The 26,093-nt window shown below is 72.4% G+C and carries 26 protein-coding genes, 1 pseudogene and 1 riboswitch; of the genes and pseudogenes, 15 read left to right on the top strand and 12 right to left on the bottom strand.

All coding sequences use genetic code 11. The annotated features are described in order from the left end of the window. The first annotated feature begins 193 nt into the window (after positions 1-193). Positions 194-943 (top strand): TrmH family RNA methyltransferase, encoded by a 750-nt coding sequence (locus tag ACIRVF_RS31360; RefSeq protein ID WP_402825265.1) that lies wholly within the window; start codon positions 194-196, stop codon positions 941-943. Between the two features lie 51 nt (positions 944-994). On the opposite strand, the gene ACIRVF_RS31355 is transcribed toward ACIRVF_RS31360, so the two are convergent. The 5 genes and pseudogenes from ACIRVF_RS31355 to ACIRVF_RS31335 all read right to left on the bottom strand — a co-directional run. Beyond that, positions 995-1,906: a pyridoxamine 5'-phosphate oxidase family protein gene (locus ACIRVF_RS31355; RefSeq protein ID WP_402825262.1), complete on the bottom strand. Its 912-nt coding sequence runs from the start codon at positions 1,904-1,906 to the stop codon at positions 995-997. A 15-nt stretch (positions 1,907-1,921) separates the two neighbouring features. After that, positions 1,922-2,392, bottom strand: coding sequence for a VOC family protein (locus ACIRVF_RS31350; protein ID WP_402825259.1), 471 nt, complete (start codon positions 2,390-2,392; stop codon positions 1,922-1,924). Positions 2,393-2,565: 173 nt separating this feature from the next. Then, the gene (locus tag ACIRVF_RS31345; protein ID WP_402825256.1) at positions 2,566-3,588 is read right to left on the bottom strand and encodes an XRE family transcriptional regulator; all 1,023 of its coding nucleotides are present in this window, start codon (positions 3,586-3,588) and stop codon (positions 2,566-2,568) included. A 301-nt stretch (positions 3,589-3,889) separates the two neighbouring features. Further along, the gene (locus ACIRVF_RS31340) at positions 3,890-4,492 is read right to left on the bottom strand and encodes a hypothetical protein (RefSeq protein WP_402825283.1); all 603 of its coding nucleotides are present in this window, start codon (positions 4,490-4,492) and stop codon (positions 3,890-3,892) included. A 265-nt stretch (positions 4,493-4,757) separates the two neighbouring features. Further along, positions 4,758-5,849 (bottom strand): annotated as a pseudogene (locus ACIRVF_RS31335) (protease pro-enzyme activation domain-containing protein); the annotation flags it as partial. A gap of 458 nt (positions 5,850-6,307) precedes the next feature. On the opposite strand from ACIRVF_RS31335, the gene ACIRVF_RS31330 reads away from it, so the two are divergent. Continuing rightward, entirely contained in the window at positions 6,308-6,874 is a 567-nt protein-coding gene (locus ACIRVF_RS31330; protein WP_402825253.1) for a CGNR zinc finger domain-containing protein, read from the top strand. A 73-nt stretch (positions 6,875-6,947) separates the two neighbouring features. Here the strand turns inward: ACIRVF_RS31330 and ACIRVF_RS31325 are convergent, their stop codons facing one another. From ACIRVF_RS31325 to ACIRVF_RS31315, 3 genes are all read right to left on the bottom strand, one after another. Further along, positions 6,948-8,444 carry an FAD-dependent monooxygenase gene (locus ACIRVF_RS31325; RefSeq protein ID WP_402825250.1) on the bottom strand — a complete coding sequence of 499 codons (1,497 nt, stop codon included), beginning with the start codon at positions 8,442-8,444 and terminating at the stop codon, positions 6,948-6,950. 181 nt (positions 8,445-8,625) lie between these two features. After that, the gene (gene paaN, locus ACIRVF_RS31320) at positions 8,626-10,326 is read right to left on the bottom strand and encodes a phenylacetic acid degradation protein PaaN (protein WP_402825247.1); all 1,701 of its coding nucleotides are present in this window, start codon (positions 10,324-10,326) and stop codon (positions 8,626-8,628) included. A gap of 168 nt (positions 10,327-10,494) precedes the next feature. Next, complete coding sequence (locus tag ACIRVF_RS31315) at positions 10,495-11,760, bottom strand: hypothetical protein (RefSeq protein WP_402825245.1); 1,266 nt, start codon at positions 11,758-11,760, stop codon at positions 10,495-10,497. Positions 11,761-11,884: 124 nt separating this feature from the next. Between ACIRVF_RS31315 and ACIRVF_RS31310 the strand changes: the two genes are divergently transcribed. Beyond that, positions 11,885-12,469 carry a TetR/AcrR family transcriptional regulator gene (locus ACIRVF_RS31310; RefSeq protein WP_402825242.1) on the top strand — a complete coding sequence of 195 codons (585 nt, stop codon included), beginning with the start codon at positions 11,885-11,887 and terminating at the stop codon, positions 12,467-12,469. A 73-nt stretch (positions 12,470-12,542) separates the two neighbouring features. On the opposite strand, the gene ACIRVF_RS31305 is transcribed toward ACIRVF_RS31310, so the two are convergent. After that, positions 12,543-13,004, bottom strand: coding sequence for an Lrp/AsnC family transcriptional regulator (locus tag ACIRVF_RS31305; RefSeq protein ID WP_402825239.1), 462 nt, complete (start codon positions 13,002-13,004; stop codon positions 12,543-12,545). A 149-nt stretch (positions 13,005-13,153) separates the two neighbouring features. Between ACIRVF_RS31305 and pdhA the strand changes: the two genes are divergently transcribed. The 4 genes from pdhA to ACIRVF_RS31285 all read left to right on the top strand — a co-directional run bounded on the left by pdhA (position 13,154) and on the right by ACIRVF_RS31285 (position 18,520). Further along, complete coding sequence (pdhA, locus tag ACIRVF_RS31300) at positions 13,154-14,293, top strand: pyruvate dehydrogenase (acetyl-transferring) E1 component subunit alpha (protein WP_402825236.1); 1,140 nt, start codon at positions 13,154-13,156, stop codon at positions 14,291-14,293. Continuing rightward, positions 14,293-15,288 carry an alpha-ketoacid dehydrogenase subunit beta gene (locus ACIRVF_RS31295; protein WP_402825233.1) on the top strand — a complete coding sequence of 332 codons (996 nt, stop codon included), beginning with the start codon at positions 14,293-14,295 and terminating at the stop codon, positions 15,286-15,288. Before pdhA ends, ACIRVF_RS31295 begins: the two co-directional genes overlap by 1 nt. Positions 15,289-15,293: 5 nt before the next feature. Further along, on the top strand, positions 15,294-16,658 hold the full coding sequence (locus ACIRVF_RS31290) for a dihydrolipoamide acetyltransferase family protein (RefSeq protein ID WP_402825280.1): 1,365 nt from the start codon (positions 15,294-15,296) through the stop codon (positions 16,656-16,658). A gap of 233 nt (positions 16,659-16,891) precedes the next feature. Further along, positions 16,892-18,520 (top strand): globin domain-containing protein, encoded by a 1,629-nt coding sequence (locus ACIRVF_RS31285; RefSeq protein ID WP_402825230.1) that lies wholly within the window; start codon positions 16,892-16,894, stop codon positions 18,518-18,520. Here ACIRVF_RS31285 and ACIRVF_RS31280 read toward each other — a convergent pair whose 3' ends face one another. After that, positions 18,521-19,063: an NUDIX domain-containing protein gene (locus ACIRVF_RS31280; protein WP_391491782.1), complete on the bottom strand. Its 543-nt coding sequence runs from the start codon at positions 19,061-19,063 to the stop codon at positions 18,521-18,523. It abuts the gene before it with no gap. A gap of 138 nt (positions 19,064-19,201) precedes the next feature. On the opposite strand from ACIRVF_RS31280, the gene ACIRVF_RS31275 reads away from it, so the two are divergent. Then, entirely contained in the window at positions 19,202-19,624 is a 423-nt protein-coding gene (locus tag ACIRVF_RS31275) for an SsgA family sporulation/cell division regulator (RefSeq protein WP_402825229.1), read from the top strand. 130 nt (positions 19,625-19,754) lie between these two features. Here the strand turns inward: ACIRVF_RS31275 and ACIRVF_RS31270 are convergent, their stop codons facing one another. After that, positions 19,755-20,135: a phage holin family protein gene (locus ACIRVF_RS31270; protein WP_402825228.1), complete on the bottom strand. Its 381-nt coding sequence runs from the start codon at positions 20,133-20,135 to the stop codon at positions 19,755-19,757. A gap of 167 nt (positions 20,136-20,302) precedes the next feature. Between ACIRVF_RS31270 and ACIRVF_RS31265 the strand changes: the two genes are divergently transcribed. The 4 genes from ACIRVF_RS31265 to thiC all read left to right on the top strand — a co-directional run bounded on the left by ACIRVF_RS31265 (position 20,303) and on the right by thiC (position 23,849). After that, entirely contained in the window at positions 20,303-20,620 is a 318-nt protein-coding gene (locus ACIRVF_RS31265) for a cupin domain-containing protein (RefSeq protein WP_402825226.1), read from the top strand. 18 nt (positions 20,621-20,638) lie between these two features. Further along, the gene (gene tenA / locus ACIRVF_RS31260; protein WP_402825223.1) at positions 20,639-21,307 is read left to right on the top strand and encodes a thiaminase II; all 669 of its coding nucleotides are present in this window, start codon (positions 20,639-20,641) and stop codon (positions 21,305-21,307) included. 180 nt (positions 21,308-21,487) lie between these two features. Then, positions 21,488-21,688, top strand: a complete 201-nt coding sequence (locus ACIRVF_RS31255) for a DUF5326 family protein (protein WP_030278197.1) — start codon at positions 21,488-21,490, stop codon at positions 21,686-21,688. Positions 21,689-21,911: 223 nt separating this feature from the next. Further along, a riboswitch (TPP riboswitch) is annotated at positions 21,912-22,046 on the top strand. Further along, positions 22,041-23,849, top strand: coding sequence for a phosphomethylpyrimidine synthase ThiC (gene thiC, locus ACIRVF_RS31250; RefSeq protein ID WP_402825220.1), 1,809 nt, complete (start codon positions 22,041-22,043; stop codon positions 23,847-23,849). It overlaps the preceding riboswitch by 6 nt. 3 nt (positions 23,850-23,852) lie before the next feature. On the opposite strand, the gene ACIRVF_RS31245 is transcribed toward thiC, so the two are convergent. Next, complete coding sequence (locus ACIRVF_RS31245; RefSeq protein WP_402825217.1) at positions 23,853-24,764, bottom strand: LysR family transcriptional regulator; 912 nt, start codon at positions 24,762-24,764, stop codon at positions 23,853-23,855. Between the two features lie 70 nt (positions 24,765-24,834). On the opposite strand from ACIRVF_RS31245, the gene ACIRVF_RS31240 reads away from it, so the two are divergent. The 3 genes from ACIRVF_RS31240 (at position 24,835) to ACIRVF_RS31230 (ending at position 26,091) form a co-directional block, all read left to right on the top strand. Beyond that, on the top strand, positions 24,835-25,587 hold the full coding sequence (locus tag ACIRVF_RS31240) for an SDR family oxidoreductase (RefSeq protein ID WP_402825214.1): 753 nt from the start codon (positions 24,835-24,837) through the stop codon (positions 25,585-25,587). A gap of 63 nt (positions 25,588-25,650) precedes the next feature. Then, positions 25,651-25,803 carry a thiamine biosynthesis protein ThiC gene (locus tag ACIRVF_RS31235; RefSeq protein WP_402825211.1) on the top strand — a complete coding sequence of 51 codons (153 nt, stop codon included), beginning with the start codon at positions 25,651-25,653 and terminating at the stop codon, positions 25,801-25,803. 60 nt (positions 25,804-25,863) lie between these two features. After that, complete coding sequence (locus ACIRVF_RS31230) at positions 25,864-26,091, top strand: AbrB/MazE/SpoVT family DNA-binding domain-containing protein (protein WP_402825208.1); 228 nt, start codon at positions 25,864-25,866, stop codon at positions 26,089-26,091. The last annotated feature ends 2 nt before the right edge of the window (positions 26,092-26,093 follow it).

The following is a 26,093-nucleotide window of genomic DNA, read 5'->3' as shown; positions in this document are numbered from 1 at the left end:
GCCCGGGGGGGGGGGGGGGGGGGGGGGGGGGGGGGGGGGGGCGGGGGGGGGGGCCCCCCCCCCCCCCCGGGGGGGCGGTGGGGGAGGGGGTGTGGTGGGCGTGGGGCGTTGCCCTGCTCGCCCACCAGGGGGCCCTGGTGGGGGCTCTTCTTGCATCGCTCCGTCGGGTGGGAGGGGGTGGGAGAGTGGGGGGATGGATGACGAGGTGGTGCGGGAGTGGCGGGTTGTTGAGCAGGAGCCTGGGGTGGTGCTGCTGGACGGGTTTCATCCGCTGAAGCACGCGTTGCGGTTCAGGGGTGGGGTTCGGCGGGTTCTGACGGGGGATCGGGGGGCGCTGTTGGGGTTGGCGGGGGAGTTGGCGCCGGATGTGGTGTCGGCGTTGGAGGGGTTGGCGGTGGAAGTGTCGGAGGAGCGGTTGCGGGGGTTGGTGCCCCGGCTGCATCCGACGGGGGTGATCGCGTTGGCGGTGCGGCCGTCGGTGGCGGCGAATCGGGAGGTGTTGGGGCGGCGGCCGCGGCGGGCTCCGGTGGTGGTGCTGGAGAATCCGCGGAACCTGGGGAACGTCGGGGCGGTGATCCGGTTGGCCGCCGGGTTCGGGGCCACCGGGGTGGTGACCACGGGAGATCTGGATCCTTGGCACCCGACGGTGTTGAGGGGGAGCGCGGGGTTGCACTTCGCCACGGCCGTGGAGCGGGTGGGGTTGGCGGAGCTGCCTTCGGGGCCGTTGTACGTGCTGGATCCGGAGGGGACGGACATCCGGGACCTGCCGTTCCCGGATGATGCGCTGCTCGCCTTCGGGACGGAGCGGCACGGGGTGTCGGCGGAGTTGAAGGCGCGGGCGGACGAGTTGGTCGCGGTGCCGATGCAGCCGGGCGTGTCCAGTTTCAATCTGGCGACGAGTGTGGCAATGGGCCTCTTCCACTGGATGTCCGGAAAGCGGTGAGGCGGAAGGGGCGTCAGGAGAGGAGGGCGCGCCAGGGGCCGGGGCCTGGTTTCAGTGGGGGTTGGCGGGTGAGTACTCGGGGTCGGTCCAGGTCAGCGGGGTGGCGTCGGCGAGTTCGCGGACGCCGGTGACGGTCAGTTCGACCATCCGCTCGGCGCCCGGGGCGGACCGGCGGGCCTCCTCGGACCAGTCGGTGCGGGCCTCGCCGGTGATCAGCAGGGCTCCGCCGGTCTCCCAGTCGGGCAGCAGGAGGCCGGCCCGTGGGTCCAGTTCGAGGTTCCCGAGGGTCATGAACATCGCGTTGCCGCGGTACTCGGGCCAGCGCACCGTGTCGGGTGCGACGGCCTCCAGGAAGCCGGGGAAGCCGCCGCGGTGCGAGGCGTCCACCCGGCCGTCCGGTCCGGCCGTCGCGATGAAGAAGGTGTCCGAGGTGTTCACGGCGAGCCGCTGCGCCGTGGACAGGGACGGACCCTCGGCGACGGTGCGGGGCGAGCCGGCGCCCGGGCGGTCCAGCGGGGTGCGGCGCTGGATGTACTTGGGGCAGTTGGACACCACCTCCTCGGCGTGGACGGTCAGCCCGCCCCGGCCGTCCGGGGCCGAGCGGCCGTTGAGCCGCATCCGGCGGCGGCCGGCCGGGTCCAGGGCGATGGTGCCGATCTGCGCAGGGCGGGACAGGGCCTCGGCCAGCGGGTCGGCACCGGCCGGGCGGGCGGCGACCGTCATGGTGCGCTCGTCCGCGGCCTGGAGGAAGCCGGCCGGGCCGGACAGTTGGGTGGCCCAGATCCGGCCGTCCCGGTCGGCGGCGCCGACCACCAGCATCCGCCGCTCGGTCAGGAAGCGGGCGGCCACCGCCGGGACGGTGCTGCGGATCGACCGGCCGGCGTGGTCGGCCCGGTCGGTGACCCCGGCGCGGGCCTGGGCGGTCCGCTCACCGGGGTGGTAGGGCGTGCTGACGGTCGTCATGGTGCGCTTCCCCTTCTAGAAGAAACCGCAGGTCGGGGCGCCGGTGGTGGGGGCTTCGGCGGTGGTTCCGTCCACGCCGTTGCGGGTGTAGATCTCCAGGCGGATGCCGTCCGGGTCGCTGAAGAAGATGCCTCCGGAGGCCGAGCCCTCGCCGTGCGGGACGACGCCGTCGTAGGCGAAGTCGGCGCCCAGTTCGCGCAGCAGGTCCTCGGTGGCGCGGACCTCGTCGAGGCTCTCGACCTCGAAGGAGAGGTGGTGCAGGCCGGGGGTCCCGGTGGAGAAGGTGCCGGTGCTCTGCTGCCAGAGCGTGACCACCAGGCGGCCGTCGCGGCCGAGCATGGCGTAGCGGCGCTCGGGGTCGGTGCCCTCGTGGGCGAGCTGGAGGCCGAGGACGGCGCGGTAGAAGTCGATCGAGCGGTTCAGGTCGGTGACGTTCAGGCCCACGTGGCCGGTCTGCAGGGTGCGGAGCAGGGTGGTGCTGGACATGCCTGGTCACTCCCGGGGCTGGGATTTCCGGCGAGGCTCATGCCTAACCTGTATCAAGGAGATTAGAGGTTAGGTGATGAGGCGTCAACCGGTGTGATGGCTTGAGGTGGTTAGGTCCGGGAATGCGAGAGCCCCGCCGGACCTGATGGTCCGGCGGGGCTCTCGGGCAGGTCCTACGCCCACTCCCAGCGGATGCCGATGTGGCCCGGTTGCTGGTCCGGGGCCAGGACGTGGGCGCTCGCGGAGGCGCCGATCCACAGCTGTTCGCGGCGGTGGTCGACGTCGGCGCCCGGCTCGCGGTCGTAGCGCTCGCAGTGCGCCGGGACGGCCGCCGGGTCGAAGTGGACCTGGAGCACGTACTCGCGCACGGGGGTGGCGAAGCGGCGGCTGTACTCCATGGTCGGGCCGCCCGGCGGGATCTCCACCTCGTACTCGAAGACCGTGCTGTCACCGAGTCCGAGCGGGCGGTCCAGCATCAGCTCGGCGACGGTCAGGCCGTCGTCCGGGCGGCGGCGGACCCTGCCCAGCCGGCCGTGCCGGACCGAGGTGATCTCGGGGCAGCCGGTGGCCTCCTCGTCGGCCTTGTGGACGACCATGCAGCGGCCGACGCCGCCGACCGTGGCGCGCACCACCTGGCGCATCCGCAGCAGGTTGCCGCGCCGCTCGGCGTCCACGTAGTACGAGTCGTGGATGCTGAGGCGCTCCAGCTCGCCGGCCGGCGGGGCGTCCAGCTCGGCGAAGATCGCGGCGATCTCCTGCTCGCCCGGCCAGACGTCCTCCAGCCCGAGGTGGAGGGTGTTGGCGGCGGCGGCCCAGCGGCCGCGCGGGCGCGGCGGGCCGAGTAGCGAGGAGAGCGCGCTGTGCGGCAGGCCGAGCAGTTCCTCCAGCAGGTGGACGGCGCGCAGCGAGCTGGCCCGCTCGGGCTGGCTGCGACCGCGGCGCCAGTAACTCAGCGTGGTCACACTGACCCTGACGCCACGTTGGGCGAGGGCGGCGCGGATCCGGTCCAGGCTGAGGCCGCTGGCCTCGATGGCCAGGTGCAGGGCGTCCGCGAAGCCGCCGGCCGGTGCGGGGCGACCGGCGGAGGGCGCGGGGGCCGGGTTGGGGGACGGCGCGGGGACGGGTGGATCGGGTTGCTCCGTACGCGATCCGACCAGCCGCAGCCGTGCGGCGTCCTGAGGCTGCTGTGCGGCCATGCGGTGACCCTCCCCACCAGGTGAGTTCGGTTGCGCCGGGCCGACGCCGGGGCGCGCCGCCAGCGGCTTCACCGAGCTTTGGGGAACCCTATGCACGGTCGAGAGGCTACGTCATCAGTCGTGCGTATGACAGTGGTCACGGCAGGTGGACCGGAGGGTTATCGATCTTGAAACAGTCCGGAAACACGGCCGGAACGCGGGGCCCGGGAGGTGGGGAACCGGGCGGAAACGGACACCGCCGGGACGGGCCGTGTCGGCGCCGTCCCGGCGGGGGTCCGGGAGTGGTGCTACCGGCCGGTGATCACTTGACGTTCAGGGCGACGTCGTCGATCAGGAAGCTGGTCTGGTTGGAGCCGTCCTCGGTGCCGGTGAACGTGAGGGTCACGGTCTGGCCGGCGAAGGAGGTCAGGTCCAGGGTCTGCTGCACGTAGCCGGCGGCCGCGTCCGCGTTGGACCAGGTCTTCAGCGTGGTGCTGCCGGCCTTGAGGGTCAGCTTGTCGTACGGGGTGCTGCCGGTCTCCGCGGTGTCGATGTGCAGCGCGAAGGTGAGGGTGGCGGAGGCGCAGCCGGCCGGGACCGAGACGGTCTGCGACAGGGTGTCGGTGTGGGCGGAGCCGTAGCCGTCCAGCCAGGCCTTCCAGCTGCCCGAGTGGGCCGGCTCCGAGGAGCTGTTGTCGACGACGCCCGAGGAGGTGGTCCACGGGGCGGCGGTGCCGGTCTCGAAGCCGCCGTTGCCGATCAGCTGGGCGGCGGTGCAGCCGCCGGTGGGCGGCGGGGTGGTGCCGCCGCTGCTGCCGCCGCCGAGCAGGGCGGTGGTCAGGGCGTCGGCGATCGGGCTGCCCCAGCCGGTGACCTGGTCGTAGCCGCCCTTGGTGGAGAAGTCCTGGTTGGCGCCGGTGGTCACGTCGTGGAAGACGCTGCCGTAGCTGCTGCTGTTCGCGACCGCGTACAGCCGCGGGCTGGCCTCGCCGAGGACGGGCTGTCCGGCGGCCTTGGCCTTCTGGTTGAACTGGGCGGCGTAGCCGGCCCACAGCGGCGCGGCCGCGCTGGTGCCGCCGTAGACGGCCCAGGAGCCGCCGCTGTAGTGTAGATCGCGAAGCCGCTCTGCGGGCGGCGTTGGAGGCGACGTCCGGAACGGTGCGCATGGTGCCGTTGATGCCGGTGCCGGTCTGCCAGCTCGGCTTGGCGAACACGGTGGAGACGCCGCCGGCGGTGCTCCAGGCGCTCTCCGAGGAGTAGGCGTTGGAGGCGCTGACCTTCAGGTTGGTGCCGCCGACACCGGTCTGGTGCGGGCTGGAGGCCGGGAAGTCGACGGAGGTGACGCCCGAGCCGCTGGCGGAGCGGGTGCAGTCGCGCGAGCCGTCGTCGCCGGAGGCGGAGAAGACCGAGATGCCCTGGGCGGCGGCCTGCTTGAAGGCGTTGTCGACGGCGGTCATCGAGGAGGCGGTGGTGTCCGGCTCGCAGGTGCCCCAGGAGATCGAGATGACCGAGGCCTTGTTGTCGGCCACGATCTTGTTGGCCATGTCGATCTCGCCCTGGTCGCTGTTGGGCGCCTCGTAGAGCAGTTGGGTGGCCTTGGGGGCCGCGCCGCGGACGATCTCGCTGTCCAGCTCGACCTCGCCCTCGCCCTGGCCGGGCGAGGAGTCGTAGTTCGCGCCGTCCACGGGGACGGTGGAGACGGCCGGACCGGTCAGGCCGTACTGCGAGTCGTAGGTGGTCAGGTCCGAGGTCTTGTAGCCGTCGAACTCCCAGAGGGCGACCGTGGTGCCGGTGCCGTCGGCGCCGGTCCTGTTCAGGTTGTAGGCGCCTTGGTACTGGGCCGGGGTCATGCCGCTCGGGGTGGCGGTGGCGGCGTTCGGCGCGGCGATCCGGCCCTTGCGCACCGCGTGGTTGTCCAGGCCGCTCACGCCCTGGACCACGGAGGCCAGTTCGGCGGGGACGGAGGCGGCGTCGTCGTTGGCGAAGAACGCGCGGCTCGACCGGGGGTCCAGGTAGGAGCTCTCGTGGGTGCCGAAGGCCTGCGAGATCTGCGCGGCGGTGCCCTTGGCGTTGACCACCTGGCGGTTGGCGCTGACGTCGCCGACGGTCAGGCCCTGGGCGGCCAGGTAGGCCTTGACCTGGTCGACGGACTGCTGGGTGGGCGCGAACCGGTCGCTGAACTGCTGCGGCGTCAGGTACTTGCCGAACTCCGGCGCGCCGGGCGTGGTGACCGCGGTGAGGAAGCGGTCCAGCTCGGCCGCGTTGCGCAGCTTCAGGCTCACGGCCACCGAGATCTGCTGCTCGGCCGGGACGTCACCCTTCTTCTCCGAGTGGGCGACCGCGGGATTCACGGTGTTCGGCAGGGCGACGCGCGGGGCGGCGTGTGGGGTGGCGGCCTGCGCGGTGGAGACGCCGAGTGAGACGGCGGTGAGCGGCAGGACGGCTATCGCGGCGGCGACGGCGAGGGAACGGTGGCGCAACGGATCCTCCTCCGTCCGGCTGTGGGGAGCCGGCAAGGGGCAAGGCGTTCCGAGGGGTTCGGGAACGCTGGCTAGAACATGTCAGAACCGATCGGCGCCGTGGATCACGGTCCGGCAATTCGTTGCTAAAAAACAGTCAACTGTGGAGGCGTGGAAAGCGGGGGATTCCATACAGTGAATGGCCGGAATTCCGGCTTCGGTCCATACCAATTCACGGCGCGCGGCGCGGTCGTAGAATCGGACGGAGCCGAGGGAGAGCGATGACTGACGTGATGCCGGACCCGAGGGACCACCGACCGCTGATCGGCGAGCCGCTGGCGCTCGACCTGCTCAACACCCGCTGGGCCGGGACGCCCGTCAACGACGCGCTCACCGGCGTCGAACAGTACGGGATCTGGCTGTCCAGCAATGGGCTGAGTGAGCGCTGCACGGCCGACGAGGCGGGGCTGGCGGCGATCCGGCAGACCCGCGAGGCGATCGAGCTGGCCGCCCAGGACGCCCGCGAGCAGGGCGAGTTGGGTGCACCGGCCCGGGACGCGCTGGACGCGGTGCTGGCGCACGGGCGGATCCGGCGGACGGCCGGGCCGGGCGGCGCCGAGGACCGGGTCGAGGCCGACCGGCCGGAGTGGCTGGCGCCCTGGCTGGCGGCGGACGACTTCCTCACACTGCTCGGACAGGGTGCTCACCGGGTGAAGCAGTGCGCACACGAGGCGTGCATTCTGCATTTCTTCGATGCGTCGCAGAACGGCCGCCGGCGGTGGTGCCGGATGGCGGTCTGCGGGAATCGGGCGAAGGCGGCGCGGCACTACGTGAAGGCGCGGGGTTAACCGACGACCGAACGAAGGGTCGGTGCGGCGGGGCGCGGCCGGGGTGGGTCCGCCGGCCGCGCCCGGTGGCGGGTCAGGCCTCCGAGGGGGCGCCCAGCCAGCTGGTGAGGGCCTCGCGCAGCTCGCCCCGGCCGGGGTCGACGGCGGCCCAGGCGACGTAGCCGTCCGGACGGATCAGCAGGACGGTGTCGGCCAGCTTGCCGTGCGGATCGGCGGGTGCGGCGGTGACCAGCCGGTCCGCCCAGGGGTCGACGGCGGTCAGCTCGTCATTGCTGACCAGCACGAACTTCCCGGCGCGCAGCGCCTCGTAGAGCCGCTCGGGGGCCGCCGGGGAGCCCTCGGCGGGCTTGCTGAGGGCGGTCAGCCGCAGGTCCGGGACGCGCTTGCCGACCTGTGGGTGGGCGCCCTTGGGGGCGGGGTAGGAGATCTCGATCCCGGAGACCATCCGGGCGCCGCGCTCGGTGAGCAGGTCGAGGTGGCCGCCGATCGCGGTGAGCGCCCCGCGCAGGGCGCGGGTGGGGGCGGACTCGGCGAGGGCGATCCGGATCAGCGCGCCGGAGGTGCGCAGCACCGTCCTGGCGACCGGGTGCCGCTCGGTCTGGTAGGTGTCGAGCAGGGCGTCGGTGGCCCGGCCCCGGAGGGCGGCGGCGAGCTTCCAGGAGAGGTTGGCGGCGTCCTGTAGGCCGGTGTTCATGCCCTGGCCGCCGGCCGGGGAGTGGCAGTGGGCGGCGTCGCCGGCCAGGAAGACCCGGCCGGAGCGGTAGTTGGGGGCCTGGCGCTCGTCGCTGTGGAAGGTGGAGCTCCACCGCACGTCGTGCAGGCCGTAGTCCTCGCCCTGGGTGGCCCGGACGATCGCGGTGAGCTGCTCGGGGGTGGGGGTGGCACCGTCCGCGTGCTGCTCGTTGCGGTCCCAGGCGATGACCCGGTACCAGCCGTCGCCGAACGGGGCGACGAAGGAGAAGCCGGCCTTGTTGGCGCCGACGGCGATCGCGTCGGCGGGCTCGCGCTCCAGCCGGACGTCGGCGAGCATCACGGAGTCCACCACGGACTCGCCGGGGAAGGGGATGCCGAGCAGCTCGCGGACGGCGGAGTGGACGCCGTCGGTGCCGACCGCGTAGCGGGCGCGGTGGCTCCGCCCGTCGGCGGTCTCCAGGGTGACGCCCTCGGCGTCCTGGCGCAGCCCGGTGACCTCGGCGCCGCGCAGGATCACCGCGCCGGCCCGCTCGGCGCGCTCCTGGAGCAGCCGTTCCACGTTGTACTGCGGGGTGATCAGGACGAACGGGAAGCGGCTGGGCAGCGAGCTGAGGTCGATCCCGAGCCGGTTCATCATCTTCAGGCCGCCGAGCGGGCGGCCGGTGGCGATGAGCTCGTCGGCGAGGCCGCGGGCGTCCAGCAGCTCCAGGCTGCGGGCGTGCACGGCGAAGGCCCGGGTGAGGTTGGACTCGGCGGCGCGCTTCTCCAGGACGGTGACGCCGACCCCGGCGGCGGCGAGGTCGCCGGCCAGCAGCAGTCCGGTCGGTCCGGCGCCGACGACGATCACGTCGGTTTCGGTGGTCGGCTTCACGGTCATGTATCAGCTCCCGTTGTTCGGAGGTCGGTTGGACGCCGTTTCCGGCGTTCTCCCAGCCTCCATCATCGCTGGCGCCCACGGAGCTGTGAACCGCCGGTCCCCCGGCGGTCGGTGACCACCGGGGGACCGGGTCGCGCGGGTGGGGCGGCCGGCCGTGCCGTGCCGCCCCGGCCGGGGCGGATCAGCTGTGCCGGCGGATCTCGACGGTGCGGAACCGGTTGGCGACGAAGGCGCCGTCGCAGTAGGCCGAGTTGGCGGCCGGGTTGGCGCCGGTGCCGTGCAGGTCGGAGAACGCGGCGGTCTGGTTGGGGTAGACGCCTCCGGTGAGGTTGAGCGAGAGCGAGACGCCGGAGTCCAGCGCGGCCTCGACCAGCAGGGCCTCCACCTCGGGCGAGGTGGTGTAGCCGGAGGCCGTCATGGCGCCCTTCTCGCGGACCGTGGTGCGCAGCAACTCCACGGCGGCCGGGGTGGATTCGACGGCGACGGCGAAGGAGACCGGGCCGAAGCACTCGCTGCGGAACACCGCGCGGTCGTCCGGCTTGTCGGCGTCGAGCTTGATCAGCGCAGGGGTGCGGACGGTCGCGCCGGGGAACTCGGGCGAGACCACCGCGCGCGGGGCGAGGGCGAGTTCGCCGTACTCCCCGCCGGCCGCGGCGGCCGAGCGCTGGAGCACGCCCGGGTTGACCACGGCGCCGAGGATGGCGGCGGCGCGGGCGTCGTCGGAGAGCAGGCCCTCGATGGCGCCGGCGAGGTCGGTGACGACCTGGTCGTAGGACTTGTCGCCCTGGTCGGTGCTGATGCCGCCGCGCGGGATCAGCACGTTCTGCGGCGTGGTGCACATCTGGCCGCTGTAGAGCGAGAGCGCGAAGGCGAGGTTGCCCAGCATGCCCTTGTAGTCGTCGGTCGAGTCGATGACCACCGCGTTGACGCCGGCCTTCTCGGTGTAGACCTGGGCCTGCTTGGCGTGCTCCTCCAGCCAGTCACCGAAGGTGGTCGAGCCGGTGTAGTCGATCATCTTGATCTCGGGGCGGACCGCGAGGGTCGCGGCGACGGTGCCGCCCTCGTGCTCGGCGGCCAGGCAGACCAGGTTGGCGTCGAAGCCCGCCTCGGTGAGTACCTCGCGGGCGACGGCGACGGTCAGCGCGAGCGGCAGCACGGCCCGCGGGTGCGGCTTGACCAGCACCGGGTTGCCGGTGGCCAGCGAGGCGAACAGGCCCGGGTAGCCGTTCCAGGTGGGGAAGGTGTTGCAGCCGATCAGCAGCGCGAGGCCGCGCGGGACGACGGTGAACTCCTTGGTCATCACCAGCGGCTCGCGCTTGCCCTGGGGCTTGGTCCAGCCGGCCTGCCGGGGCAGCCGGGTCTGCTCGGCGTACGCGTAGGCGACGGCCTCCAGCCCGCGGTCCTGGGCGTGCGGACCGCCGGCCTGGAAGGCCATGCCGTAGGCCTGGCCGGTGGTGTGCATGACGGCCTGGGCGAACTCGTGGGAGCGGGCGTTGATCCGGTGCAGGATCTCCAGGCAGACGGCGGCGCGCTCCAGCGGGGAGGCGGCGGCCCACCCGGGCTGGGCGGCGCGCAGTGCGGCGATCAGCGTGTCCGGGTCGGCGTGCGGGTAGGTGATGCCCAGCTCGATGCCGTACGGGGAGGCCTCGCCGCCGACCTGGTCGCCGTCGGTGGGGTGGCCGTCGAGGGTGAAGGGCCGGCCGAGCAGGGCGTCGAAGGCGGCCTTGCCGTCGGCCGGGCCGCTCTCGCCGTAGGCCTTCGGGAACTCGGGGTACGCGGACCAGTAGTCGCGCTTCGCGGCGGCGGAGAGCGCGGCGTCCAGGGTGGCCTGGTGGCGCTCGACCAGCTCGCTGACGAGAGGGTGGGTGACCGCTGCGGACATCTGTGCGCTCCTCAGGGGGGAGGACGGGACACGTCACAGAGTAACCGAACGATCGGTCGGCTCAAGAGGGTGCAGGGGACGGATTCCGGCGGGGGTCCCGCGGACTGGCCCGGGAACGCGAAGGGGCGCGCCCGGTCCGGACGCGCCCCCCGAGGATGGTGGGCCGGTCTACGGCACGCCGAGCTCGAAGATCACGTAACCGGCGTACCAGCCCGAGGCGATCGCGGCGGTGCCCAGCACGGCCGCCAGCACCGGCCAGCTGAGCTTGCGCATCCCCACCGCGAGCGCGATGAACAGCGGGAACGCCGGCAGCAGGTAGCGCGAGACGTTGCCGAAGATGCCCAGGCTGCCGAGCACCGAGACGATCGTGGCCAGCGTGTAGGCGGTCAGCACCAGCGGCGGCCGCAGCCGGACCAGCAGCACGATCAGCACCGGCAGGCTGAACACGATCAGGGTGGCCAGCAGGTCCGGCACCGGGAAGGCGAAGGGGTAGTCGCTGCGGCCCAGCAGGACCCCGCGGATCGCCTGCCAGGTGCCCTGGCCCCAGTCGAAGTAGTGCAGCCAGGCGTCGTGCTGGATGCGGAAGTAGCCGCCCCACTCGCCGGTCCGCCAGCCCACCCAGGCCACGTATCCGAGCAGGCCCAGCGGGGCCAGCACCATCGCGGCCAGCGGGCGCAGCACGCCGCTCTCCCGCCGGTACAGCTCGACCAGCGCGGCCAGGCCGACGGCGCCGATCAGCGCCGCCGCGGTCGGCCGGTTCAGCCCGGCGACCAGGGTGACCGCCCCGGCCGCGACCCACTGCTTGGTCATCGTGAGGTAGCAGGCCCAGGCGGCCAGCGCGACGAACAGCGAGTCCGAGTACACCGCCCACTCGGCGCCCGAGCCTGGGGCGATCGCCCAGATCCCGGCGGCGATCACGCCCGCCCGGGGGCCGGACAGCTTGTCCACCACGGCGTAGATCCCGGCGGCGGCGAACAGCGAGGCCAGCACCGAGACCAGCATCCCGGCGCCGTACAGGCCGAGGCCGGTGACGTCCGAGGTCAGCCGCATCAGCCCCGGGTACAGCGGGAAGAAGGCGGCCGAGTTCTGCTCGATGGTGAAGCCGGGCTGGCCGCCCGGGACCGGGACCAGCGCGGGGTGGTAGCCGAACTGGGCGACCTGCTGGTACCACCAGCCGTCCCAGCTGGCCAGTACGTCCCAGGGGTGGGCGCCGCCGCCGAACCGGGCCGGCTTCTTGGCGTAGTCGCCGGCGAAGGAGAGCAGCTTCATGAACACCGTGAAGCCGATCAGCTTGAGCACGGCGTAGCACCACACGGCCGGGCCGAAGCGGATCACCAGCGCCCGGGCGCGCTCCTGCCAGGGGTGCGGGACGTCCGCCGGCTCCTCGCTGCGCTGCTCGGGCACGTCGGAGGAGACTGCCGGTATTGCGTTCATCAGCTGTGGACCCCAGCCTGCTGGACGTGGACGATCGTCCGCAGATTGTAGGTCCCGCCTTCAAAGGTGTGGACCAAGCGGACCCGATCGAATGGCCCGTGGGGCGTCCGGGGATACTCGGAGGATGGCCGATCACACCACGCGTACCGCCTACACCGTCGAGTCACTGCTCGCGGTCACCGTTGACGTGTTCAACGAGCGGGGTTACGACGGCACGTCGATGGAGGACCTCTCCCGGGCGGCCGGGATCTCCAAGTCCTCGATCTACCACCACGTCCGCGGCAAGGAGGAGCTGCTGCGGCTGGCCGTGGGCCGGGCCCTGGACGGGCTGTTCGCGATCCTGGCCGAGCCGGCCGCGGTGGAGGGCCCGGCGGTGGAGCGGCTGGAGCACGTGGTGCGGCGCACCGCGGAGGTGCTGCTGGCCGAGCTGCCGTACGTGACGCTGCTGCTGCGGGTGCGCGGCAACACGGCCACCGAGCTGTGGGCGCTGGAGCGGCGGCGGGACTTCGACCACCAGGTGGCGGAGCTGGTGCGGGCGGCCGTCGCGGACGGCGCGCTGCGCGGGGACGTGGAGCCGCGGCTGGCCACCCGGCTGCTGTTCGGGATGATCAACTCGATCGTGGAGTGGTACCGGCCCGGACCGAAGGGGGCGGCCGGGGTCGCGGACGCCGTGGTGCACCTGGCCTTCGACGGGTTGCGGGCGCGGTGACCTCCTGATGTCCCGGCCCGGGAGCCGGGTGCTCTCGGTCGGGTGGCTCGGTACGGGTGCTCAGTACGGGTGCTCAGTCCGGAGGGACCTGGTCGGTCTCCTCGAACACCAGCATGGTTCGTGTGCCGAGTACCTGTGGGATGGACTGGATGCGGTTGAGCACCAGCTCCCGTAGCGCGTGGTTGTCGGCGGTGTGCACCAGCAGCAGGACGTCGAAGTCCCCGCCGACCAGGGCGATGTGGGCGACCCCGGGCAGCTCCAGCAGCTGCTCGCGCACGGTGCGCCAGGAATTCTGGACGATCTTCAGGGTGATGTACGCGGACGCGCCCTGACCTGCCCGTTCGTGGTCCACCCGGGCGGTGAAGCCGCGGATGATGCCGTCCTCGACCATCCTGGAGATCCGGGCGTACGCGTTGGCCCGGGACACGTGCACCCGCTCGGCCACCGAGCGGATGGAGGCGCGACCGTCCTGCTGCAGCAGCCGCAGGATCGCCCGGTCGACCCGGTCGAGTCTGGACATCTGTTCAGCCGACATGACCCCCCACCCTCACCGATTGGACGCACTGCCACCAGTCGACCGCCGCTCAGGCCGAATGTCCACCACCTTGTCACGCTTCTGGTCAAGATGAACAGACGACCGAACAATCGGTAGGGAGCCCCCGCCACCCATGGAGGTGCCCCGAGATGACCGTTCTCGACCACAGACACCGCACGGGCGTGCCCGGCTGGATGCCCGGAGCCACCGCCCCGCGCACCGATCCGGCCCCCCTCCTCCCGGACGTCTCCCCCGTCCGGGTGCTCGGCACCCCCGCGCTGGAGAAGTACGACCCGGCGCTGCTGCGCGAGCTCTACCGGCGACTCGTCGTCGGCCGGCGCTACAACCAGCAGGCGACCACCCTGACCAAGCAGGGCCGCCTCGCCGTCTACCCGGCCTCCACCGGGCAGGAGGCCTGCCAGGTCGCCGCCGCGCTGGTGCTCGGCGAGCGCGACTGGCTGTTCCCCAGCTACCGCGACACCCTCGCCGTGGTCTCCCGGGGCGTCGACCCGCTGGAGGCGCTGACCCTGCTGCGCGGCAACGCCCACACCGGCTACGACCCGCGCGCCAGCCGCACCGCCCCGCTCTGCACCCCGCTCGGCACCCAGGCCCCGCACGCCGTCGGACTGGCGCACGCCGCCCGGCTGCGCGGCGAGCCGGTGGTCGCGCTGGCCATGCTGGGCGACGGCGGCACCAGCGAGGGCGACTTCCACGAGGCGCTGAACTTCGCCGCCGTGCTCCGGGCCCCGGTCGTCTTCCTGGTGCAGAACAACGGCTACGCGATCTCCGTCCCGCTCAGCGCCCAGTCGGCCGCGCCCAGCCTGGCCCACAAGGCCGTCGGCTACGGCATGCCGGGCCGGCTGGTGGACGGCAACGACGCGCCCGCCCTGCACTCCGTGCTCACCGAGGCCGTCGAGCGCGCCCGGGCCGGCGAGGGCCCGACCCTGGTCGAGGCGCTGACCTACCGGATCGAGGCCCACACCAACGCCGACGACGCCACCCGCTACCGCACCGAGCCCGAGGTGGAGGCCTGGCGGGAGCACGACCCGATCCTGCTGATGGACCGCGCGCTGCGCGAACTGAACCTGCTGGACGACGGGCTGGTGCAGGACGCGGCGGACGAGGCCGAGGCGCTGGCGGCCCGGATGCGGGCCGAGTTCCACGCCGACCCGGAACTCGACCCGATGGCGCTGTTCGCCCACGTCTACGCCGAGCCCACTCCCCAACTGCGCGAGCAGGCCGCCCAGTTGTCCGCCGAGCTGGCCGCCGAGGCCGAGGTGCAGCACTGATGTCGACGGCAGTTTCCTCCCGTACCGCCTCGATGGCGCAGGCGCTCAACTCCGCCCTGCGGGACTCCCTGCGCGAGGACCCGACGGTCCACGTGCTCGGCGAGGACGTCGGCGCGCTCGGCGGCGTCTTCCGGATCACCGACGGGCTGACCGCCGAGTTCGGCCCCGACCGCTGCCTGGACACCCCGCTCGCCGAGGCCGGCATCCTCGGCACCGCGATCGGCATGGCGATGTACGGGCTGCGCCCGGTGGTCGAGATGCAGTTCGACGCCTTCGCCTACCCGGCGCTGGAGCAGCTGTTCTCCCACGTCGCCAAGATGCGCAACCGCACGGCCGGTCGGCTCCCGCTGCCGATCACCGTGCGCATCCCGTACGGCGGCGGCATCGGCGGCGTCGAGCACCACAGCGACGCCTCCGAGGCGTACTACACCAGCACCCCCGGCCTGCACGTGGTCACCCCGGGAACGGTCGCCGACGCGTACGGGCTGCTGCGCGCCTCGATCGCCTCCGACGACCCGGTGGTCTTCCTGGAGCCCAAGCGGCTCTACTGGGGCAAGGCCGAGTTCGACCCGGCGGTGCCGGTCGAGCCGATCGGCCGGGCCGTCCTGCGGCGCACCGGCACGTCGGCGGTGCTGATCACCTACGGCCCCTCGCTGCCGGTCTGCCTGGAGGCGGCCGAGGCGGCGCGGGCCGAGGGCTGGGACCTGGCCGTGCTGGACCTGCGCACCCTGGTGCCCTTCGACGACGAGACGGTCACCCGGGTGGTCCGCTCGATCGGCCGGGCCGTGGTGGTGCACGAGGCCAGCGGCTTCGGCGGCACCGGCGCGGAGATCGCCGCCAGGGTCACCGAGCGCTGCTTCCACCACCTGGCGGCACCCGTGCTGCGGGTCACCGGCTTCGACATCCCGTACCCGCCGCCGATGCTCGAACACCACCACCTGCCCGGTGTGGACCGGATCCTGGACGCGGTCGCCCGGCTGCAGTGGGAGGACTGAGGATGATGCCCGTCGTACGGGAGTTCCGGCTGCCCGACCTCGGTGAGGGGCTCACCGGGGCGGAGGTGGTGCGCTGGATGGTCGAGGTCGGCGAGGTGATCGCGGTCGATCAGCCGGTGGTGGAGGTGGAGACGGCCAAGGCCGTGGTGGAGGTGCCCTGCCCGTACGGCGGGGTGGTCACCGCTCGGTACGGGGCGGAGGGCGAGGAGATCGCCGTCGGCGCGCCGTTGGTGACGGTGGCGGTGGCTTCGGCGGGGGGCGAGGCGGGTGATGACCCTGCTTCCTCGGCTGCCGTGGTTTCCGCTGAGGTCGAGCGGCCGTTGGTGGGCTACGGGGTCGCCGAGAGCAAGGGGGCGCGGCGGCGTCGGGTGGGGGCGGTTGCTCCTGCTCCTGCTCCTGCCCCTGCTCCCGTGGCGGTGGCGGCTCCGGTTGCTCCTGCCGCTCCGGTCGTGGTGCCGGTGATCTCGCCGTTGGTGCGACGGCTGGCCCGGGAGCAGGGGGTCGACCTGGCCGCGCTCTCCGGCAGCGGGCCGGACGGGCTGATCATGCGGGCGGACGTCGAGCGGGCCGTCGCGGCCAAGGTCGCCGCTCCGGTGTCCACCGCTCCGGTGTCCACCGCTCCGGTGTCCACCGCCCCGGGGTCCGCGGCGTCGGTGCCCGTCGCGCCGACGGCGGTCGCGCAGGACGAGGTCGTCCCGCTGCGCGGGCTGCGCAAGGCGGTGGCCGAGAAGCTCAGCCGCAGCCACCGGGAGATCCCCGCGGCGACCTGCTGGGTGGACGTGGACGCCACCGAACTGATGGCGCTGCGAAGGCAGTTGAACGCCACGCCGGGCCCGAAGGTGAGCGTGCTGGCGCTGCTGGCCCGGATCTGCACGGTCGCGCTGGCGCGCTTCCCGGAGCTCAACTCCAGTGTCACCGAGGACGGTTCGGGCATCGTTCGGCACTCGGCGGTGCACCTGGGCTTCGCCGCGCAGGGCGAGCGCGGGCTGGTCGTCCCGGTGGTCCGGGACGCGCACGCCCGCAGCACCGAGCAACTCGGCGCGGAGCTCGGACGGTTGACCGAGTCGGCGCGCAGTGGCTCGCTCACCCCGGCCGAACTGACCGGCGGAACCTTCACGTTGAACAACTACGGGGTGTTCGGCGTGGACGGCTCCACGCCGATCCTCAACCACCCCGAGGCGGCGATGCTCGGTGTCGGCCGGATCGTGGCCAAACCCTGGGTGCACGGCGGGGAGTTGGCGGTGCGCGAGGTGACGCAGCTGTCCTTCACCTTCGACCACCGGGTCTGCGACGGCGGAACGGCAGGCGGGTTCCTGCGGTTCGTGGCGGACTGCGTCGAGCAGCCGGGCATGCTGCTGCGACAGCTGTGACCCCACCGCACTGAGCAGGGCGGGGTCGCCCTGGGTGTGCTGCTCGGCACTCAGGGCGACCACCGATCGAGTGAGAGTAGCGCGTTCCCGGGCCGGGTGTCCGGGCTTCGCGTGATTTGTCGGATGAGCTTTTCGGGCGTGCCACGCTGCCTAGGCGTCAGCAGAGACAAGCCAGGTGGTGACGCAGGCCGGCCGGAGGCGAAACGATTCTCTTGGGTACTCGAAACGCAGCGGTGAAGTCCCGCAGAACACTCCTCATCCGTACCGGGCTCGGTTCGGCGCAGGCCGCCGCCGTCCCGGGCCTGCCGGAGGCGCACGAGCCCGAACCGGTGGCGGTGGTCGAACCGGTGTCGGTGGCCGAACCGGTGGCGACGGTCGAAGCGGCGGCGATGGTCGAAGTGGCGGGATCGGGGTCGGTGCCGGACCGACCGGCGGTCGGCGAAGCGGTACCGCCCGGTCCGCCCACGCCGACGGTGCCGACGGTGCCGGTGGTTCCGCCGCGGCCCGTCGAGCCGCCGTCCGTCCCCGCGCCCAGCTACCCCGAGCCGCCCTCGACCACCGGTACCTCGTCCGCCTTCCAGCCCCTCTTCGCCGACGCACCAGGGCTCAACTGGTCCGGTTCCGGCGCCGGCCGGGCACCGCAGCCCTCCTCCCCGCGGTTTCCGGCAGTGCAGCCGCCCGTAGCCGTGCCCCTCGCCCCTTCGAGTGCCGAAGGAAGCGAACTCCCGCTCACCGCGCGGGACATCGAGCTGATCCGGGCCAGCCTCGCCATCGTCGAGCCGGTCGCAGACCGGGCCACCGCGCACTTCTACGCCCTGCTCTTCCTCCGGCACCCCGAGGTCCGCTCGCTCTTCCCCGCCGCCATGGACGTCCAGCGCGACCGGCTGTTCCGCGCCCTGCTCGCCGCCGCCCGCGGCGCCGAGGACCCTGCGGCGCTGCGTGCCCGGATGAGCGCGCTCGGCCGCGGCCACCGCCGCTACGGCACGCTGACCGGCCACTACGCCCCGGTGGGGGAGTGCCTGGTGCAGGCGCTGGCCCGGTACGCGGGCAGCCGCTGGGGCGCCGACACCGAACTGGCCTGGCGCCGCGCCTACCGGCTGATCTCCGGCATCATGATCGAGGCCGCCGAGGAGGACGCCCGGACCTCGCCGCCCTGGTGGCAGGGCGAGGTGGTGCGGCACGAGCGCCGCACCCGGGACGTCGCGGTGCTCACCGTCCGCCCGGACCAGGCCTACCCGTTCCGGGCCGGCCAGTACTGCAGCCTGGAGACGCCCTGGTGGCCGCGGGTCTGGCGGCACTACTCCTTCGCCTCCGCGCCCCGCCCGGACGGACTGCTGACCTTCCACGTCAAGGCCGTCCAGGCGGGCTGGGTGAGCAACGCGCTGGTGCACCGGGCCGCTCCCGGGGACGTGCTGCGGCTCGGCCCGGCGGCCGGCTCGATGACCGTCGACCACAGTGCCGGCACCGACCTGCTCTGCCTCGGCGGCGGTACCGGCATCGCGCCGATCCGCGCCCTGGTCGAGGAGGCGGCCGGGCACGGCGGCCCCGGCCGCAGCGTCGAGGTGTTCTACGGGGCCCGCCGGGCCGCCGAGCTGTACGAGCTGGACGCGCTGCGCCGGCTGGCGGACCGCTTGCCCTGGCTGACGGTACGGCCGGTGCTCTCCGGCACCGGCCCGGCCGGGGGCGCCCTGACCGGCGAACTGCCCGAGGTGGTCGGCCGGTTCGGCCCGTGGAGCGGCCGCGAGGCGGTGCTCAGCGGTCCGCCCGCGATGGTCCGGCGCGGGGTCGGGGTGCTGCTGCGGATGGGCCTGCCTGCCGAGCGGATCCGGCACGACCTGGTGGGCGAGCGGGCCTCCGGGTGATCAGCCGAGATCGGGTGCGAGGAGCGCGCGGATGCCCTCGATGTTGGCGGCCAGGTACGCCCGCAGCCGGGGCGGGACGACGTTCACCGAGGTCACGCCCTCGCGGGTGAACGGCAGCCGGACCACCTGGTACTCGCCGTTGGGGTCCGTCACCTCGGGCCCGTGCCGCCGGCTGAGGTCCATGGAGGCCAGGCGGCAGACGAAGAAGTGCTGCACCTTGACCCCGTGGGGGTGCAGCAGGGTGCCGTCGTCGTGGTGGGTGTGGCTGATGGTGTCGACGAAGGCGGGCACCACGTCCACGATCTTGCCGCCGAGCTCCTCGTCCACCTCGCGGTGCAGCGCCTCGACCACCGTGCGGTCGTCCCGCTCGACGCCGCCGCCGGGGGTGATCCAGTACGGGTGCGGCGCCCCGGGCCGAACCCGCCGGATCAGCACGATCGAGGCCGGGCCGTACGGGTCGTCCGGGTCCAGCTCCAGCAGGATCGCCCGCGCGGTCCGCTTGACCACCGGGCGCGGTGGCGGGGTTCGGTTGTCGGGGCCCATGGCGACCTCCGGGGCTGGAGCGTTGTGCGGGAGTCTGCCGCGCGGGGCGGAGGTCGAAACGCCCCGCCCGGTCGGGCGTGCTCCGAAGTCCACCGTTCGGCTTCCGAACCCGTCGTTCGTCAGAGAGGTACCAGCGCCATGCAGCACAGCACAGTCCAGGGGCACCTGGAGATGAGCCTCGTGGTCTCGCCCGAGCTGTCCTTCGGGATCGGGGCGGACCTGGTGTACGAGGCCGGCGATCCGTACGCGGTCCGGTTCGCCTTCAACCTGCCCGGGGACACCCCCGTCACCTGGGTGTTCGCGCGCGAGCTGCTGCGGGACGGCCTCAGCCGCCCGTCCGGCGAGGGGGACGTGCACATCCACCCGCTCGGCGGGGAGCCTCCGGAGGTCCGCATCGCGCTGCACACCCCCCACGGGGACGCCGTGCTGCACGCCCCGGCGGCGCCATTGGTCGCCTTCCTGGCGCGCACCGACCGGCTGGTGCCGACGGGGCAGGAGTTCGCGGGGCGGGAGCTCGACGCCCAGCTCGCGGCCATCCTCAGGGGGTGCGACGCGGGTTGAGCGGCCGGGAACGGCGAAGGGGACGGTACCCGGTGGACCACCCGGACACGGCGAAGGGGCCGGCACCCGGTGGACCCACCCGGGTACGGGCCCCTTTCGCGTCGTGGTGGGCGACGGCCGCACGACCGCTTCAGTCGTCGTCCAGGGCCAGGTGCAGACCCCAGGCAACGAGGCTGATGATCAGCGAACCAACCAGTGCAGAACCGAAGCTGACCACATGGAAGTCCAACTCCAGCCTGCTGGAGGCCCAGGAGGTGAGCAGCAGCATCAGGGCGTTGATCACGAAGGTGATCAGGCCCAGCGTGAGGATGAACAGCGGGAACGAGAACAGCTTCACCACCGGCTTGATCAGCCAGTTGATGAGGCCGAAGACCACGGCCACGCCGAGCACGGTGAGTGCCTTGTGCTGCCAGTCGGCGTTGCCCTCGGCGAGTTGGATGCCGCTGACGATCCAGGCGGCGACCCAGATGGCCGCCGCGTTGATCAGTGTTTTGATGACGAAACCCTTCATGCCGCCCAAGCCTGGCAGGCGCCCCGCCCCGGGGGAAGCTCCCCCCGGAGGAGTTGGTGTTGAATGCCCTCGGTCCGCGCGGTGGACGCGACGGACGCGACGGGCGCTGTGCACGCGGCGCAGGCGAAGGACGCGAAGGACGCGACAGGCGGAGGAGGACGGCAGCGGTGAAGGTGTTCCGGCTGGACGAACTGGACGCGGAGCGGGCGGCCAACGACGGCGCGTACCTGCGGTTCCTGCGCGAACCGCGGATGTCCGCCGGGCTGTACGCGCTCTCCCCCGGCGACACCGACACCCAGACCGCGCACGACCAGGACGAGATCTACCAGGTGATCAGCGGCCGCGCCGAGCTGACCGTCGGCGCCGAGACCACGACCGTCGGACGCGGCAGCGTGGTGTACGTCCCGGCCGGCACCCCGCACCGGTTCCACCACATCACCGAGGAACTGCGGGTGCTGGTGGTGTTCTCCCCGCCGGAGGACTGAGCGCTTAGGGTCGCCGGTATGACCCGTAGCCTCACCGACGAGCTCTGGGCGTCGATCGAGCCGATCTACGCCGAGATCCTCGCCCACCCCTTCATCGGCGGCCTCACCGACGGCACCCTGCCGCGCGAGGCCTTCCGCCACTTCGTCGTCCAGGACTCCCACTACCTGCGCGACTACGCCCGGGCGCTCGCCGTCTGCGCCGCCAAGGCGCCCGGCGAGGAGGACGTCCGGGCCTTCGCCGACGACGCGGTCGGCGCGCTGGCCGCCGAGCAGGGCATGCACGCCGAGTTCCTCACCGCCTTCGGCGGCACCGCCGAGGAGGCCGCCGCCGAACCGGTGCTGCCGACCACCCGGGCCTACACCAGCTACCTGCTGGCCACCGTGTACGGCGGCTCCTTCGCCGAGGCGCTCGGCGCGGTGCTGCCCTGCTACTGGATCTACGCCCGGGTCGGCGAGGCGCTGCTCGCCCAGGGCCCCCCCGACCCGCTGTACGCCAAGTGGATCGCCACCTACGGCGACGAGGCCTTCCAGTCCGTGGTGCGCCGGGTGCTGACGCTCACCGACCGGCTCGGCGAGCAGCTGTCCGCGGCCGAACGGCGCCGGGTGGTCGAGCACTTCAGGACGACCTCGCGTTACGAGTGGATGTTCTGGGACGCCGCCTGGCGGGGGGAGCGCTGGCCGGTCTGACCCCGGCCCCCGCCGTTTCTCGGGGGTCGCCCCGGGGGGTCGGATAGGGGTGATCTCGGGGTTCTCTCCGGGCCGTTGGCCCTCGTTCCGCCGCTCCCGCCCCCGTACGATCGAAGCATCGAAAGCAAGCGGGATGCGGCACCGGACGGCAGCCGGCCCGAGGGGAGAAGAGGAACCGACATGGCTGAGCTCTGGAAGTCGCTGCCCTCCTGGGTGCGCAACATCGTCATCCCGGTGCTGGTCCTGGTGCTGGCCTGGAACGTCATCGCCTTCGTGTTCGGCGTGGTCGGCGCCCTGCTGAGCATCGTGATCAAGCTGCTGGTGGTCGTCGGCATCGCGGCCGCCGTGGTGATCCTGGTGAAGAAGGCCGCCAAGAGCTGACCCCGCTCCGCGCGCCGCGCGGAGCACCCCCGGAGGCCCGGCACCCCGTCCGCGGGGGCCGGGCCTCGGCCTTTGCACCGCCCTGGCCGGCTTCGCGGGGCAGGTCCCCGGGCGGTGCCGCGGCCGGTGCCTCGCTCGGTTCCTTGGCCGGTTCCGTTCGGGGACCGTCTGGACCTGCGGCGATCGGCTCGCTACCGTGTTGGGCGTCATGTGCAGGCAACACCGCCTGCGACGCGGGAGCTCGGAGCACCGGGCTGAGAGGGCGCTGACCGGAACGTCGACGGACGGACCGACGGCTGCGTCGACCGCAGGAACCTGACCGGGTAATGCCGGCGTAGGGAGTAGAGGTCAGATGACCACGTTCGAAGCACAGCCGCAGTCTGCCCGGAGCGCCCCCAGCAGCGAGCGCACCGGCTATCCCACCCCGGCCTGGCGCAAGGCCTACCGCGACGGATCCCGCCCGGACCTGCGGGTGCCGTACCGCGAGGTGCAGCTCACCAACGGCCGGACCGTCCCGCTGTACGACACCTCCGGCCCGTACACCGACCCCGCCTACGAGCCCGACGTGCGGCGCGGCCTGCCCGCCCTGCGCGACGCCTGGATCCGCCAGCGCGGCGACGTCGAGGAGTACGACGGCCGCGAGGCGCGCCCCGAGGACGACGGGATCAAGCACACCTCGCCGCGCGGGGGCAACCTGCGCAACCTGGACGCCGTCTTCCCCGGTCGTCCGCGCCGCCCGCTGCGCGGCCGCGGTGGCGCCGCCGTCACCCAACTCGCCTACGCCAAGCGGGGCGTGGTGACGCCGGAGATGGAGTTCGTGGCGCTGCGCGAGGGCCTGGAGCCGGAGTTCGTGCGCGCGGAGGTGGCCCGCGGCCGGGCCGTCATCCCGGTCAACGTGAACCACCCCGAGGTGGAACCGGCCGTCATCGGCACCAACTTCCTGGTGAAGATCAACGCCAACATCGGCAACTCCGCGGTCACCTCCTCGATCGAGGAGGAGGTGGAGAAGATGACCTGGGCCACCCGCTGGGGCGCCGACACCGTCATGGACCTCTCCACCGGCCGCAACATCCACACCACCCGCGAGTGGATCCTGCGCAACTCCCCCGTGCCGATCGGCACCGTGCCGCTCTACCAGGCCCTGGAGAAGGTCGACGGCAAGGCCGAGGAGCTGAGCTGGGAGGTCTACCGGGACACCGTCATCGAGCAGTGCGAGCAGGGCGTCGACTACATGACCGTCCACGCCGGAGTGCTGCTGCGGTACGTCCCGCTCACCGCGCGCCGCAAGACCGGCATCGTCTCGCGCGGCGGCTCCATCATGGCCGCGTGGTGCCTGGCCCACCACCAGGAGAACTTCCTCTACACCAACTTCGAGGAACTCTGCGACATCCTGGCCTCCTACGACGTCACCTTCTCGCTCGGTGACGGCCTGCGCCCCGGCTCCATCGCCGACGCCAACGACGAGGCGCAGTTCGCCGAACTGCAGACCCTCGGCGAGCTCGGCCGGATCGCCCGGGAGCGCGACGTCCAGGTGATGATCGAGGGCCCGGGCCACGTCCCGATGAACAAGATCAAGGAGAACATGGATCTCCAGAAGGAGATCTGCGACGAGGCGCCGTTCTACACCCTCGGTCCCCTCACCACCGACGTCGCCCCCGGCTACGACCACATCACCTCGGGCATCGGCGCCGCGATGATCGCCTGGTGGGGCACCGCGATGCTCTGCTACGTCACGCCCAAGGAGCACCTGGGCCTGCCCAACCGGGACGACGTCAAGACCGGCGTGATCACCTACAAGATCGCCGCCCACGCCGCCGACCTCGCCAAGGGCCACCCCGGCGCCCAGGCCTGGGACGACGCCCTCTCCGACGCCCGCTTCGAGTTCCGCTGGGAGGACCAGTTCAACCTGGCCCTCGACCCGGAGACCGCCCGCGACTTCCACGACGAGACCCTCCCCGCCGAACCCGCCAAGACGGCCCACTTCTGCTCGATGTGCGGCCCGAAGTTCTGCTCGATGAAGATCAGCAAAAGCATCAACGAGCAGTTCGGCCAGGGGAAGGCTTCGCCGGAGTACGACGAGGAAGCGGTCGAGGGCATGAAGGCCATGTCCGAGGAGTTCAAGGCCCAGGGGAACAAGGTCTACCTGCCGATGGCGGACTGACCCTCACGGTTCGGCGAGCGCTGTCCCGGGTGGCGACGGGACGCCCTGGGGCAGCGCTCCGCTGTGGGGGCGGCGTCGAGCTGCGATGGACGCGGCGGTTCGGACGAATGAAGCCAGGGCCGGGGAGCGGGAGTGGTCCGGCCACGCGAGCACCAGAGTGACCGGGGCCGCGTCGAGTACCGGTACGCAGGCCAGGTCGCTACGGAGCTGGGTGCGGACCGACTCGGGTACGACGGCCACCGCCCGCCCGATGGCGATGAGTTGCATCAGCTGGGCGGAGTCGCGCACTTCGGGCCCCGATCCGTCCTGCCCCGGTCGGCCCTGCCAACGGGCCGTTGGTTCGCCCGCCAGGTCTGCGAGCCGCAGGTGTGGGTGCTCGGCCAGCCGGTGCGTTCGCGGCAGGACGACCACGGCTTGCTCGGTGAGCAGAGGCTCGGTGTCGAGGCCGGTGAAGTCCTCGTACGGGCTGTGCAGGAACGCGATGTCGGCAGTGCCGTCCCGCAGGAGGCGTGATCGTTCGGCCACGTCGCACAGCACGACCTCGACTTCGGCGGCTCCCGGCTCGGCGGGATAGGCGGCAAGGACGGCAGGCAGCAGGTCACCGTCGCCGCCGGGTTTCATGGCGACCACCAGCCGCGAATCCCTCTGGCCCGCCCGCTGGGTGCGTCGGACCGCCGCACTCGCTGCTTCCAGGACCACGGCCGCCTCCGCGGCGAGCACCCGGCCGGCCTCCGTGAGCGTCACTCGGCGGTTCTCGCGCAGCAGCAGCAGGACACCGATGCGCCGCTCAAGCTGTCGGATCGCGCGGGAGAGCGGCGGCTGAGCCATGCCGAGGCGTTGGGCTGCCCTGCCGAAGTGGAGTTCCTCGGCGACCGCCAGGAAGTACGCCAGTTCGCGGGTCTCCAGTCGGCTCATACCGGCACGGTATCGGTCGCGACCGAAACGGTCTTGGCCTGATGGCGGTTGCGAATGGTGAGCTGGGCCCATGCCCAACGAGAACGCGATTGCCCTGGTGACCGGAGCCAACCGAGGCATCGGCCACGCCATCGCCCGCCAACTCGCCGAGCGCGGCATGACCGTGCTGGTGACCGCGCGGGATCCGCAGCAGGCCGCGGACGCAGCCGACCGTCTGCGCGAAACCGGCTCCGACGTCAGGTCCTTGGCCCTGGACGTCACCGACCAGGCGACCGTCCATGAGGCCGCCCTGCAGACCGACGCCTGGTTCGGTCGGCTTGACGTCCTGGTCAACAACGCCGGGATCGCCGGCGATGCCGATGCACAACTTCCCAGCAGAGCAACGATGGAGACGATGCGTGCGGTCTTCGGGACCAACGTCTTCGGGGTGCTGGCCGTGACGAACGCGATGCTGCCACTGCTCCGGCGGTCCACCTCCGCCAGGATCGTCAACGTGTCCAGCGGAGTCGGCTCTCTCGGCAACCAAACGGACCCCGGCCACTACATGTCCGGTCTGCCACCGATGGCCGCCTACCCCGCCAGCAAGGCCGCACTCAACATGCTGACCGTGCAGTACGCCAGAGAGCTCCGGCCGGAGGGAATCCTCGTCAACGCCGCAGCCCCGGGTGCCTGCGCCACCGACTTCACGAAGGACCTCCCCTTCGGGCACACCATCACCCGCACTGCAGCCGAAGGCGCGGCGATTGCCGTAGGCCTGGCCACCCTCGGGCCGGACGGGCCGACCGGCGGCTTCTTCGACGGCGACGGCCCGGTCCGCTGGTGACCGCTGTCCCGACAGTCACCCTGGCTCGGTGAATGTGCCGGTTCCGGGCTGAAGTCGTCATCGATGAAGATCCCCCAGAGGGTCCGCGACGAGCACGGCGACGGCTCCACGGCGGTGACCAGCGACTTCGACGCCGAGGCCCTGGCGGGCACGGGCGAGAAGTCCGCCGGGTTCGCCGCCCAGGGCAACCGGGTCCACCTCCCGCCGGCCGACTGACGCAGAACACCTGGGTAGTATTACGTAGTAGGGGTAATACGGGATACCAAGGAGCCTGAGGTGCGACTCAACAGCAAAGGTCAGGTCACCATCCCTGCAGAACTTCGGCAGAAGTGCGGTCTCCGCCCCGGGGACGAGGTGGACGTGATCGAGGAGGACGGCGTTCTGCGGATAGTGCGCCGGACCGGGACGGGCACTCGGGGCCAGCGACTGGCGCGGCGGATGAGAGGAACCGCCGCGGGCGGCATGTCGACCGACGAGATCATGGAGCTGTTGCGTGGCGAGTAGCC

It is taken from the genome of Kitasatospora sp. NPDC101157 (assembly GCF_044768255.1).
Classification (GTDB): Bacteria; Actinomycetota; Actinomycetes; order Streptomycetales; family Streptomycetaceae; genus Kitasatospora.
This window is presented reverse-complemented; position numbering and strand designations above follow the sequence as displayed.